The organism is Desulfitobacterium sp. LBE, assembly GCF_007830365.1.
Taxonomy (GTDB): Bacteria; Bacillota; Desulfitobacteriia; order Desulfitobacteriales; family Desulfitobacteriaceae; genus Desulfitobacterium; species Desulfitobacterium hafniense.
Genome location: NZ_VLKD01000001.1, coordinates 3,391,547 through 3,404,877, shown reverse-complemented (window position 1 = coordinate 3,404,877; position 13,331 = coordinate 3,391,547). Strand labels below are relative to the sequence as shown.

The 13,331-nt window shown below is 50.4% G+C and carries 9 protein-coding genes; 8 read left to right on the top strand and 1 reads right to left on the bottom strand.

Features of this window, described 5'->3' with window-relative positions; genetic code table 11:
* Window positions 1–110: 110 nt before the first annotated feature.
* The 4 genes from DESLBE_RS16135 to DESLBE_RS16120 all read left to right on the top strand — a co-directional run bounded on the left by DESLBE_RS16135 (window position 111) and on the right by DESLBE_RS16120 (window position 4,498).
* Window positions 111–3,026 (top strand): hypothetical protein, encoded by a 2,916-nt coding sequence (locus DESLBE_RS16135; protein WP_144677553.1) that lies wholly within the window; start codon window positions 111–113, stop codon window positions 3,024–3,026.
* A 140-nt stretch (window positions 3,027–3,166) separates the two neighbouring features.
* Window positions 3,167–3,769 (top strand): sigma-70 family RNA polymerase sigma factor, encoded by a 603-nt coding sequence (locus DESLBE_RS16130; RefSeq protein ID WP_144677552.1) that lies wholly within the window; start codon window positions 3,167–3,169, stop codon window positions 3,767–3,769.
* On the top strand, window positions 3,762–4,136 hold the full coding sequence (locus tag DESLBE_RS16125) for a hypothetical protein (protein ID WP_144677550.1): 375 nt from the start codon (window positions 3,762–3,764) through the stop codon (window positions 4,134–4,136). The genes DESLBE_RS16130 and DESLBE_RS16125 overlap by 8 nt, the downstream gene beginning before the upstream one ends.
* 119 nt (window positions 4,137–4,255) lie before the next feature.
* The gene (locus DESLBE_RS16120; protein ID WP_144677548.1) at window positions 4,256–4,498 is read left to right on the top strand and encodes a Nif11-like leader peptide family natural product precursor; all 243 of its coding nucleotides are present in this window, start codon (window positions 4,256–4,258) and stop codon (window positions 4,496–4,498) included.
* 72 nt (window positions 4,499–4,570) lie between these two features.
* Here the strand turns inward: DESLBE_RS16120 and nlpM are convergent, their stop codons facing one another.
* Window positions 4,571–5,968, bottom strand: a complete 1,398-nt coding sequence (nlpM, locus tag DESLBE_RS16115; protein WP_144677546.1) for a nif11-like peptide radical SAM maturase — start codon at window positions 5,966–5,968, stop codon at window positions 4,571–4,573.
* Window positions 5,969–6,182: 214 nt separating this feature from the next.
* On the opposite strand from nlpM, the gene DESLBE_RS16110 reads away from it, so the two are divergent.
* Genes DESLBE_RS16110 through DESLBE_RS16095 form a run of 4 tightly spaced genes read left to right on the top strand, consistent with a single transcriptional unit; the run spans window position 6,183 to window position 13,321 of the window.
* Window positions 6,183–7,316: an ABC transporter substrate-binding protein gene (locus DESLBE_RS16110; RefSeq protein ID WP_144677545.1), complete on the top strand. Its 1,134-nt coding sequence runs from the start codon at window positions 6,183–6,185 to the stop codon at window positions 7,314–7,316.
* 14 nt (window positions 7,317–7,330) lie between these two features.
* Entirely contained in the window at window positions 7,331–8,269 is a 939-nt protein-coding gene (locus tag DESLBE_RS16105) for an NHLP bacteriocin system secretion protein (protein WP_144678663.1), read from the top strand.
* A 32-nt stretch (window positions 8,270–8,301) separates the two neighbouring features.
* The gene (locus tag DESLBE_RS16100; protein WP_144677543.1) at window positions 8,302–10,485 is read left to right on the top strand and encodes an NHLP family bacteriocin export ABC transporter peptidase/permease/ATPase subunit; all 2,184 of its coding nucleotides are present in this window, start codon (window positions 8,302–8,304) and stop codon (window positions 10,483–10,485) included.
* A 37-nt stretch (window positions 10,486–10,522) separates the two neighbouring features.
* Window positions 10,523–13,321, top strand: coding sequence for an NHLP bacteriocin export ABC transporter permease/ATPase subunit (locus DESLBE_RS16095; RefSeq protein WP_144677541.1), 2,799 nt, complete (start codon window positions 10,523–10,525; stop codon window positions 13,319–13,321).
* The last annotated feature ends 10 nt before the right edge of the window (window positions 13,322–13,331 follow it).

The following is a 13,331-nucleotide window of genomic DNA, read 5'->3' as shown; positions in this document are numbered from 1 at the left end:
CGCACTTTATTTTTTTCGGCATGATGACGCGTAAGGGAGAAGGATTTTTAGCAGGCAAGCTCTAATTAATGGTTAGAGTTTTAACAATAGTATGACAATGGGAAGGGGGAATGAAGTTGGGGAACATAAGGCCAAAAGTCACTGAGGCACTTCTTCAACGCCCCCGCTTGCTGGATAAAATTGCCCTTCCCGGCACTCAGCTTACTTACATACATGCTGATGCGGGCTATGGTAAGACGACCCTTTTGCTGCAATATGCCAAAGGACGTGATGATGTCGTCTGGATGGCCCTTGATGGTAAGGATCGGGAGCCGCTCTTCTTTTTGCAGCATTTGGAATCCTCCCTAAGGGAGAAGCTTGTACAGTTTGAATTTCATGCCACAGACTATATTCCTTTCGCGGGGAGCGATACCTTTGCCGCGGTTGTTCTTTCTGGGTTGCTGAAGGCGATTGGCAGCAGCACACTGACCATTATTTTGGATGATGTTCATGTGATCACCAATCATCAGTTGATCGATCTTCTCACGGAATGGGTAAAGAGCAGTCCCCCTAATCTTACCCTGATTATGGCCAGCCGCCATGAATTGTGGAGCAGTCTTTTCCGCTTAAAGGTGGCCGGTGAGGTTGTCGAGCTGACCAAAAAGGATCTGTGCTTCAGTCAGGAGGAAGCGGCAAGGCTATGGGGATTTTTTGATGAGGCGGCCTATTCAGCCACTGAGGGATGGACGTTAGCCATCCAATCCTATCGTTTGGCCGCAGAGGGCAACAAAGAGTTCTCGCTGGCCAGGCTTGATGCCGACCGTGATGTTAGCCGTTATCTATTTAATGAGATATTCATGGGAATCACAGAGGAAATCCGGGATTTCCTGAAAGCCACTTCCCGGCTTCCGGAGCTGGAAGTTCAAGTGTGCAACCATTTGCTGAATATCAGGCATTCACAAAAGATTCTCGAAGAACTGATGCATCGGAACCTCTTTACGCTGAGAACTTCAAGTACCTCCTATCGCTACCACACCTTATTCCGCAATTTTTTACAACAAAATGATGAGGGCAGGGGATGGGAGATTCTGCACAAGGCCAAGGACAGCTGCTATGAGAGCGGGGACTATGGGCGGGCTGCTGAATACGCCCTCCTGGCAGAGGATGAGAGAATAGTCCACGCCTGTCTCAGTGCTATGGCAGGGGAATTCTTCACCAAGGGGAGCAGCAGAAACCTGAAAAGATATTTCGATTTTCTCGAGGCTCGCCACGTTGAACTGACTCCAAGAGTTCAACTGGTCAAAGGAATTTACCTTTCTGATGGCGGTGATTTTTACCAGGCAGAAAAATACCTGAGGGTTGTTATGCCTCAGTTAAAAAGTGATGAGCAGGATCTTTATATACTGGCTATGACCCATTTGGCAAGAGTGAAGCGCAACAGGGCTTCCTTCCCTGAAAGCAATGCGTGTTTGGATAGCCTGCTCCCTCTGCTGGAAGGCGCGCCCATGGTAGCTTGGTATGGTGTGGTCATTGAAAAGATTCACAACTTGACCCTCACCTCCCAACTGACTGAAGCCTTGGATTTAACAATAGGGATGATGAATAAGTGCTTAGTGAATGGGGATTTAAGAATTAAGGGCTGGTTCGAGCGCTATCTCACAGTGATTTATTTTTACAAAGGGGATTATAAACATTGCTTGCAGGCTTATGAAAAATCCCTGGCTATTCCACAGGAAGAGCAGGATCAGCTGATGCGCCATGGTGTGGGAGTCTATGCGGCCAAGGCTTATCAGATTGCCGGGCAGGAAGACAAGGCTCTGCCCTTGCTGGATGCGGAGCTTTACCGGATGCGCCAATTGGGGCTTCATGAAGAATTCAGCATCAATTATCTGTTGTATGCCGAAACCCTTAATACTGCAGAGCAATTAAACTATTACTTGGGGGAAGCCGCTGATTTTTCAGTCTCTGATCGCTATCTGAATATGGCGGAAGACTATGCGCTACTAAATCGCAGCACCCGCGAGCACTGGCTATTTGTGAAGATCTGGAAGGCTTGTACGGAAATCTTTGGACAGCCGGAGAAAACTGAGGAAATTACGGCGGGGATACTGATGCTTATTCAAGATACTACTCCCTTTTTTCAGACTGTGGCCTATGGACGGATGGCGAATGCCCTGCAGGTGCATAAAAAGAATAGGGAGCAATCTATAGAATACTATCGGAAATCGATCAGCATTGGGGAGGAAATCGGCTGCTATGCTTACGCGACCCTCGCTTATGGCAAGCTGGCGGCCATTTATTTGGAAGAAGGTGACGAAGAGCAGGCCCGGAGCTATACGTATCGCTTTCTGAGGCTCTCCCGCCAATATGACCACCGCTACTACATCCGCTTTAAGCCGCTTTTTGCAGCTGTCTTGAAGCAGGCGGCGGAGGCAGGCATCATGACGGACTATACCCGCGAGCTGCTCAACTATGGAGGATATACCAGTGTTCGGGTTTATATCAACACCCTGGGGACCTTTTACATAGCTCCTGACCATGAGCGGAAAAGCCCGATTAAGATACGCACCCAGAAAGCCCGTGAACTTTTGGCTTACCTGCTGGAGCATCGTGAAGGCGTTGCGAAAGAACGCATTTTCAATGACCTGTGGTGGGACAGCGAGGCTAATGTCACCAGTTTATTTCATACCCGCCGGGGTGAGATAAAGCGGGCGTTTGAGAGTGCAGGCGCCGGTAATCCGATCTTGTATGAGCGGGGGTTGTACCGTTTGGAGATGGCTGAGATTCGTTGTGATCTCGACGCCCTCCGGCAAGCGGCAGCTGACTTTGCGTGGCAGCCAAACTTTACCAACGCCCAAAAGGTTGTGGAACACTACACCGGCCGCTATCTGAATGACTTAGAGGCACTGTGGGCGGAAGGCACGAGGCTCCGCCTTGAGGAACTCTTTCTTAGTGCGGCGGCGGTTCTTCAGGAGGGCTATGCCCAATCAGGGGATAAGTCAAGCGCCAGGGAATTGACACGGCGGTGTGCGCAGATGGGACATTAGATAGATGACTTGAAGAGGAAGACCAAAAGTTTGGTTTTCCTCTTTTTTATGTCCCAGCCCGACATCCGCATTTTTTCCACTAAGGCGAAGTGAACATATGGTGGCACTTTTGGTGGTAGTTAGGTTTTTATAATCAGGCTATGAGCAAAAGTATTCAGGCAGAGGGGGGAGCGACCATACTTACTCAAGTGGAAAAAAGAGAGTTGATTGGACTTGCTCAAAAGGATGAGACCTCCTTTACGGAATTATACACGATGTACTTTCCCCGGATTAATAATTATGTGCATTATCGGGTAGCTGATTATCATGATGCCGAAGATCTGGTCAGCCAAATCCTTGAGAAAGTGTTTACCAAAGGTCACTCTTACCAAGAGCACAAAGCTCCTTTCTCTGTCTGGCTTTTTCGCATTGCCCGTAACACGATTACCGATTACTATCGCAGCCGAAAGGGAGTACATACTATTTCCCTTGATGGCTATACAAAAGATATCGTAGCCCGTGAGCCGGACCCGGTGGCTATGGTGGAATTAAATGAGATTCAACAGCATCTCCTCAAGGCCATTGCTTCCTTAAGCCAACGTGAACAGGAGATCATTGCACTAAAGTTCTGGAGTGATTTAAGCAATCGTGAGATCGCCAAGCTCGTTGGTATCAGCGAAAGCAATACAGGTGTCATCCTTTTTCGGGCCATGCGGCAGCTGCGCATAATCTTGGCAAGCCAAGGGATGTGTATCTATGAATGAAAAACAACAGGCAGATAGTTATTTGGCTTATCTGGAACGGATGATTGCCGGAGAAAAAGACCTGGGTGGGGTGGAGGATCCTGAAATTAGAAAGCTTTTATTCTTAGCCGAAACTATTCTGACCCAGGATTTAAGCTCGAACAGCAAGCTTCGCGGTAGCTTAAAGGAAAAGATCTTAGCCCAATTAGGCCAGGCCAATCCGGTTGGCTTAAGGGAATTCAGTGGAGATGAAGAACTAGCTGAAGAGGATTTGGAGTATGTTGCAGCAGGTTTTGCTCAGCAGCTTGGGTGGCAGGAATGTCCCAGATGTGGTTCAAGGTTAAGAAACAGTGCCGGGGATAGGGGATGTCCAAACTGTAAAATGTAATCGCTGAAGACGAAAAGTTTTGTCATGATCTGTTGTAATACTATCCGGAGCAAAACGTATTAACGGTTGAAGAAGCTAATCTGTGTACAGGGTGCACAAATAATAGGAGGGAACAGAAAATGAGTATCGAATCCGCAAAAGCTTTCATGGAGAAAATGAAAACCGATCAGGACTTTGCCAAGAAAGTTATGGCAGCCAAGGACGCGGAAGAGCGCCGGGCACTGGTCAAAGAGGTAGGCTTCGACTTTAGCGCTGCCGAGCTAAAGGAGCTTGGTGAGGAAATGAGTGACAGCGAGCTGGATGCTGTTGCCGGGGGATCTTGTGTCGTAGATACTTGTGGGTTGAAGGAACTGATCTGGTAACATTCTAAAAATGCCCTGCGTTGATAAAAAGGAGAGTCGCCCACTGGGCGATTCTCCTTTCATTAGTGCTTCTTAAAAATCCAGGGGGCAGGGTTGGGGAGGAATAATGTGTTCATTGATTAGGAAGGCCTGGTCATCAGAGCTGAGGTTGGCTGCGATGACGGCTGCCAGTTCCAATTCACGGCGTCTGAGGCGGCAGATCTCTTCTGCAGGAACATCTGGGGAGCCGCTGGAGCTAAGATGATCATGCAGACAGCCGCCTGCACAATAATAGCGGGCAAAGCAGGAGACACAGTTTGCCTGAGAGTAGAGAGAGCTTTGGAGATAATCGGCTCGGTTAAACGCCTCTTCGCTGACATGTCCCAGTTTATACGCTTCATTGCCCACAAAGCGGTGACAGGGATAGATATCCCCTGTTACGGAGATCCCCACCATTTTACGGCCCACACCACAAAAATGGTACTTATGGCGATGATGCAGCAGGGCCAATATACCGGAATAAACCCCATATCCCTCGTTGCTTGCTTTTAAACTACGGAGGGTATCCTGGTCCCTGCTCCGGATATGGTGTGACCAGTCCTTGGCCTCTTGTTCCAAAGTCCGGAGTTGTCTTTGCGTTTTGCGGATGCCTTGTTTTTTTTCAGACTCAGCAGGGAAGAGGGAATGGGAAGCCGGGGAAAGGGAGAGGGAGGTCAATCCTAGGTCCTGCAGGGTAGCCTTTACAAGCTGAGGATCAGTATCCCCCCAAAGCACCGCATGTCCGGAAACTTTAGGAGCGAGGGCCAGTAATTTTTTAATTTTCGGCACGATCGAGTCATAAGAGCCCTGACCGTTGGCATAGGGACGTTGGGCATCCTGGATTTCCTTTGGTCCGTCAAAGCTGATCTGCACGGAAAGTTGATGCTCTTGAATGAAGGCGATTTTTTCTTCATCCAATAACGTAGCGTTGGTCGTCACAAAGAATTCCACTTCCTTGTGGGCTTCCTGAGCTTTTCTGCTGGCATAGGCCACAGTGGCTTTCATCAGGGGGAAATTGATAAAGGGCTCACCCCCAAAAAAGCCCAGATAGATCTTTTTCATTTTGCCCGCTTTGCCGATAAGCCAATCCACTGCTTGTCTGGCTGTGGAGATATCCATACTGCCGCCGGTTCCGTAGTTGCCGCCATCGCCATAACAGTAAATACAACGCAGATTACAGGATTGGGTGAGAAAAAGGTACATATAAGTGATCGGTATAGGCTCCATCTGCGCGACAGGTGTGTCCTTTTCCTTGCATTCTCTAATCAGGTCCCACGACCTGAGGATTTCTTCCTGAGCGGCCGGAAGTCTTGTTTGCGGCTCCCCAACTTTATGCAAGATTGGCAAAAGCTCCGTGCTCACTGGATGGGCCGCCATCTTTTCGATATTCAGCAGATAAGGATGGCCTCGGTATTCAAACAGGTGAAAGGGACTGACTTCCTTTTTGCTCATATAGTTCTCTCCCTAATGTCCATTTACCAGTTTATACGTAAAAAGGGCAGGAGCATTACAGAACATAAGGATGGAATTGCTTTCATAGCAAAGATCTCTGTAATGGATGATCAAATCTGACGTATTAAATAGATGGGGATGAGTCAAATCCTTCTGGTTTTTTTAGGCTGATACAAATGGGATAAATAGGAGAGTAAGGTATAGAGGTGTGGATATGTTGAAAAGCAGGGAGATCAAGAAATCTCTGGCGATGATCCTCGTTTTCGGGCTCAGCTTATGGCCTCTGGGATGTACCCAGGCCAACCCGAGTGAGGAAATCCTCATCGGTGTTGCCTGGCCCTTTGCCTCTCTCGATGATTTATTTGCCGAGGGTCTTGAGCTGGCCGTTCAAGAGATTAACGAGCAGGGTGGTGTACAGGGACGCAAGCTGGGCCTGGTTAAGGCTGATGACGAGGCAGAGCTGGAAAAGGGACTGGCCATCGCTCAAGCCTTCGCGGATAATGAAGGGATTCAGGCTGTGATTGGTCATCGCAATTCTTTTATCTCGATTCCAGCGGCCTCGATTTATGATCAAGCCGGATTGGTCATGCTATCCCCGGCTTCGACTTCACCTGACCTGACTGATCATGGGTATGTTCATGTCTTTCGCAATGTTCCCTCGGATCAAGAGATTGCCCGGCAACTGGCGGTTTATCTTGCAGAGCAGGGCCATGAGCGGATGGTTATTTATTACACCGATGATTCATATGGCAATGGTTTGGCCAATGCCTTTGAAGACTATGCCCGTGTCCAAGGAATAACGATCGTCGATCGTTTTAACTACTATGGCAATCTGAAGGATCTGGAACGCTTGCATGATAAATGGCAAGCCTTTGGTATGGATGGGATATTTGTTGCTAAGACCGCGACAGGAGGGGGAGCTCAATTTTTGGTGGATGCTAAAACTGTGGGCATTGGGGTTCCTTTAATTGCCGGCAATTCATGGGACACCCTTTCCCTGACCGAAGACACCGGGGTGACGACGGAAGGGTTACTGGTAGGCTCTTTCTTTAACCCCCAGCGTCCGGGTTCCAGGACTCAGGATTTTGTGGAAGCCTTCCAGCGGGAATACCAGCAACCACCTACCTCCTATGCGGCAGCAGGCTATGATGCGGTCACCCTGTTGGCGGCTGCTTTGGAAAAGTCCGATCTGACCCATCCGGCGACACTTGCCCAGGAGTTAAGGGACTTGGGACCATGGGAGGGCGTGATGGGGGTGCACCGGTTTGATGGGCGGGGTGATGACATCGGCGATTTGGTAGTGTTGAAAAAGATCAGGGACGGACGGTTTGAGTATCTTGGGCATTAGGGGAGGTGAAGATGATGAGGCAGGGGTTATTTCGTGACGTTTCCTTGACGAGACTGTCCTCCCCGGAGCAGCTTGATCAGCGGATTCAGGTAACGTCACCTAAGGCTTGGCTGGCCTTGCTGGCTATAGGCCTGATTCTTATGAGCGGGGTCGCCTGGGGACTATTAGGGAGCATCCCCACGAAAATTCAGGGACAAGGTATACTTCTGAACAATGGGGGCGTGTTTTCTCTGCAGCATCACGCCTCCGGTCAGGTCAGTGATATTCGGGTGAAGGTGGGGCAGGAGGTCAGGCAGGGGGATGTCGTCGCCAGGATTGAGCAACCGGAGCTGGTCGATCAAATCAAGGGGCTCTTAAGCAGCCAGGCCGACCTGAACAGGAACAGTCAGGGAGAAGATCCGGCCTTGGCTGGTATCGAAGAACAGATACAGCAGCTGCGCAGTGAGTTGATCTATCAGACCCAGGTTGTGTCAGAAGTTGATGGCCGTATCTTGGAGTTAACTATGAGCAAGGGAAGTATCATCAAACCGGGGGATACCCTGGCAACCCTTGAACAGTATGGTGATACAGTCAAGCTGGAAGCCGTGGTTTATGTTCCGGCCGAGCAGGGTGGACTGCTCCGTCCCGGCATGGAATGTCAGATTTCTCCGACCACGGTCAATAAAGAGGAGTACGGCTACTTGCTGGGGAGGGTGAATAGGGTAGCAGAGTATCCGGCAACGGCGCAAAGTATGATGCAGATCTTGGGCAATGAAAGCCTGGTCGCCTTTTTGGCAGGACAGGGTGCCCCTTTACTGGTGAAGATCGACCTGGTTCCGGACAGCGCTACGGAGAGCGGCTATCGCTGGTCATCTCCCCTGGGGCCGCCCATGTCTTTTCAGAGTGGGACCATCATTACCACAGAAATTATCACCAAGCGGGAGAAACCCATTCAGAAAATCATCCCTTTTTAAGGGGTAAGCGGGCCGGAAAAGAGGGGGATTAGGTGGTAAAAGAGAAAATCGTCAAGGTTCCCACCGTGCTGCAGATGGAAGCTGTGGAGTGCGGAGCGGCGTCCCTGGCTATGATTCTGGCTTATCATGGAAAGTATATCACCCTGGAGGAATTAAGAATTGCCTGTGGGGTATCCCGGGATGGGAGCAAAGCCAGCAATCTTTTGAAAGCCGCCAGGAATTATGGTCTGGAAGCAAAGGGTTACCGAAAAGAACCGGAAGCCCTGCGCAGGATGCCCCTGCCCCTGGTTATTCACTGGAATTTCAGCCACTTCCTCGTTCTCGAAGGCTTCCATAAAGGAAAAGTAGTCCTCAACGACCCGGCGGCAGGCAGGAGAACCGTTTCCGAGGAAGAATTCAACCTGGCTTTTACGGGTATTGTTCTTTCCTTTACACCGACAACTGAATTTCAAAAGGACAGCAGAAAACCTAGTTTGAGCCTGGCCTTAAGGAAAAGGCTTAAAGGCTCAGAGCAGGCCTTGCTCTACATCGTTCTATTGGGTCTGGCTTTAGTAATCCCCGGCTTGATAATCCCTGTGTTTTCCAGGGTATTTGTCGATGATATCTTGTTGGGCGGTCTCCATTCCTGGGTGTGGCCTTTGCTGCTGGGGATGGGCATTACGGCCATGCTCAGAGGAGTTTTAACCTGGATGCAGCAATATTATTTGCTCAGACTGGAGACGAAGATCGCCTTAGCCACCTCCGGTCAGTTTCTGTGGCATATTTTCCGGCTGCCCAGTGAATTCTTTTCCCAGCGAGCAGCCGGTGATCTTACGTCCAGGATACAAAGCAACGATAAAGTAGCGAAGCTCTTGTCAGGTAAACTGGCCACTACGGCGCTTAATGTCCTCATGATTATGTTTTATTTTGCCTTAATGCTCACCTATAGCTGGATTTTAGCCCTGGTAGGGTTGGTGATCGCTTTCATCAATGTAGTTTACTTGATTGCGGTTTCGGCCCGGAGAGTGGATTTGAACCGCAAATTGCTTCAAGATGAGGGAAAGCTGATTGGCTCGGGTATGGCGGGTCTGCAAATTATCGAGACCCTCAAAGCCACAGGCTCGGAAGCCAACTTCTTTGCTCAATGGTCGGGATATCAGGCGAAATTGCTCAATGCTGAACAGGAGCTGGGAGTTTCTTCACAGTTTTTATCCGTATTCCCCAGTTTTCTAACCGGGATCAATAACGCCCTTGTCCTGGTGATCGGCGGTTTTTTGATTCTCGAAGGTCAAATGACCATCGGCATGCTGGTGGCTTTCCAGAGTTTGATGAGCAGCTTCATGACACCGGTCACCGGACTGGTGGGTCTCGGCGCTGAGCTTCAGGAAATGACAGGTGAGATGAATCGTTTAGATGATGTATTAAACTATCCCCTCGATCGGGAGCAAGGGGATCAGGAGGGTCGAGGGGAGCGGGTGGATTTAGGGGGAACAGCGGCAACCCCGGCCGGTCAGAAGCTATCCGGCTATGTGGAACTCAGGAACATTACCTTTGGCTATAGCATTTTGGAACCGCCATTGATCGAGGATTTCAGCCTAAGTTTAAGGCCGGGGTCACGGGTAGCGCTTGTGGGCGGCTCCGGCAGCGGCAAATCCACTATCGCTAAAATCATCGCCGGCATCCATCATCCCTGGTCAGGTGAAATTCTTTTTGATGGGCAACCCCGCTCCTCTTTCACCAAGGAAGTGATCAGCAATTCCTTAGCTATGGTGGATCAGGAAATATGTATGCTCCAGGGGACGGTCAAAGAGAATATTACCCTCTGGGATGGGACTATTTCGGAGTTCGAGATGATCCGGGCTGCCAGGGATGCCTGTATCCATGATGATATTACCGCCCGTCCGGGGGGCTATGAGCAAATGGTGGAAGAGGGCGGTAAAAATTATAGCGGCGGTCAGAGGCAAAGACTGGAGATCGCCAGGGCTTTAGCCCAGAATCCGGCCATTCTGATTATGGATGAAGCCACCAGCGCTCTTGATCCCATAACGGAAAAAAAAGTGGATGAACATATTCGTTACCGGGGATGTACTTGCATTATTGTTGCCCACCGGCTCAGTACGATACGGGATTGTGATGAGATCATTGTGCTGGAAAAGGGGAAGATTATTGAACGGGGAACCCATGGGTCGCTGCATGAGCGTGCAGGGACTTATGCCAAACTGATCGCTACGGGTTGAATGTGGGCCAAGCAAAATAAACAGTCGTGATCGGCAGGTGAGCGAGATAGATTATGGGGAGTTCGTGAAGCAAGCGGGAATGAGTATCCCTCTGGATGGCCAGGAACCACTGTTTCTTCAGGGGGATAGCTCTGTTTGGTTGGTGGAGCGGGGGAAGGCGGCTGTCTTTTTGGCGACTATGGAAAATCAGCTGCAGGCGGGGACTAAAACGTTCTTATTTGAAGCCCGGGCCGGTGATTGGCTTTTCGGGATAACTCCTGAAGGCTCCCCTCACCAAAAAGGCCTGTTGGTCTCAGGGCTACCGGGCTCGCGTCTGCTGCGGCTTGACATCGGACAACTGACAGGGCTGCTTGGGGACGGGGAGGAAGAAGCTGACGGCGAAGCGCAGAAGGAGCGCCAAGGGCCGGTTCATGGGGGGAAGATTTACGGGGCTATAGGCCAATGGCTTCATACGTTAGCCCGGATCAGCCAACGCGGGGACATCTTCCGGGAAGCAAGGACATCCTCCGGCCTCGTATTTTCTCAAGATGAAGTTGCGCCCACCGCCGAGGTGGTGCTATCTGAATATGAGTATTTAACTAATGATTCACTTCGCGCAAGGTACCATTCGCACGTGTTGCAAGGGATGAGCGATCTTTGGGACGAAAAAATAGCAGCAGAGCGAAAAAGGTTGGCAGAGAAAAGCCGATCCGATCAACGGTTGATGGCCAACGCTATCACAAGGTTGGCGGCCATCACGGAAAAAGTGGAGGCCAAAGTCCTGGCGGGGCAGACGGGAGATCCCCTGCTGGACGCTTGCCGCCTCGTGGGTCAAACTATGCAGATCGGGATCGCCGCACCCCCCGAAGTCCCGGGCAGTCCCCAAGTGATGTTGCTGGAGGAGATCGCCCGGGCTTCACGGATAAGGGTGAGGGAAGTGTCCCTGCACGGCGATTGGTATACCCAGGATAGCGGCCCCCTCCTGGGCTATATGAAGGAAGACCGGCGTCCGATTGCCTTAATCCCTGCCACGCCGGCAAGCTATTATATCCATGATTATACCCTGGGGGTCACCAGAGCTGTTGACTGCGAAACGGCCCAGGAGATTGATGCCTTCGCTTTTATCTTCTACCGCCCTTTGGCCGGGGGAAAAATCACCGCCCGTGACCTGCTGGCCCTAGGCTGGGGAAACAGCTGGCCCAGGGACTTCCTGATGATTCTTCTGATGGGTGTTCTGGGTGGTATCCTGGGGACAGCCATACCTCTGGCCACGGGAATTATCTTTAATACGATTATTCCCGAGGGGGAGAGGGGACACCTGGTCCAACTGGCCTTTTTTCTGGGAGCCAGCGCCCTGGCTGCGATGATCTTCCAGTTTGTGCGCAGCTTAGCTACCTTGCGGATCGAGGGGAAAATGGAGGGCGCCATACAAGCAGCTATTTGGGACCGCTTGTTGAGCCTGCCTGTGCCGTTTTTTAAACAGTTTCCAGCCGGTGAATTGGCGATGCGGGCAATGGGGATCAGTCAGATCCGCAAAATTCTCTCGGGTGTGACGTTGAATACGGTTCTTTCCAGCATCTTTTCGGTTTTTACACTGGTTTTAATGTTCTATTATGATCGCCGGCTCGCCGGTGTAGCCACGATCTTAGTGGCTGTTGAACTGCTGATCATAGGGTTTTTGGGTTACCTGCAAGTGCATTATGAACGAAAGATCTTAGTAGCTTCGCATCAAATCGCGGGGATGATGCTGCAGCTGATCGGCAGTATTACAAAGTTTCGGGTAGCCGGTGCCGAGGTTAGAGTTTTTCACAGGTGGGCTGAGAGATTCAGTGAACAACGTCAGTTCGTCTTTAAAAGGAGGATTCTCGGGAACTGGCTGACGACCTTTCATGATGTTTTTCCCATCCTTGCCGGCATGATCATTTTTTATGCTTTGATTGCCGACCATAGTCGATTAACACCAGGGGAGTTCATTGGCTTTAATGCGGCCTTTGTCTCGTTTATGCTGTCCATGACGTCCTTGACGGAGTCGGTTATGGGTGCATATAGTGTGATCCCCCTTTATCAACGGGCGAAACCGATTCTGGAGACCCTGCCGGAGTACGATGAGACGAAAATCGCACCCGCCCCCCTCAGAGGCTCCATCGAAATAGATCATATTTCTTTTCGCTATAAAGTGGATGGGCCTTTGGTTTTGAACGATGTATCCTTCCGGATTGAGGAGGGGGATTATATCGCTTTAGTGGGCACTTCCGGTTGTGGAAAGTCGACATTGTTAAGGATTTTGTTGGGCTTTGAAAAGCCGGAGAATGGGAAGATATATTACGATGGCCAGGACCTTGAAAAAGTGGATATACGGGCGATCCGGAAGCAACTGGGCGTTGTGCTGCAAAATGGTCAGCTCATGTCAGGGAATATTTTCACGAATATTGTGGGTGCCAATCCTTATCTCACGATCGATGATGCCTGGGCTGCGGCCAAAATGGTCGGAATGGAGGAGGATATCCAGGCCATGCCCATGGGAATGCATACCATGATCAGCGAAGGAGCCTCGACCCTCTCAGGCGGACAAAGGCAACGTTTGATGATTGCCCGGGCTATAGTTAATCAGCCGAAAATACTATTCTTTGATGAGGCTACCAGTGCTCTGGATAATCGAACCCAAGCTATGGTCAGTCAAAGCCTCGACCGGTTGAAAGTCACCCGGATCGTCATCGCTCACCGTTTGAGCACGATCATTAACTGCAGCAAGATCATCGTTATGGATCAGGGAAGAATCGTTGAGAGTGGCACCTATGATGAGCTGATGAGCAAGGGCGGCATTTTCGCTAATCTCGTCCACCGGCAATTGACCTGAGTTGCAGCAC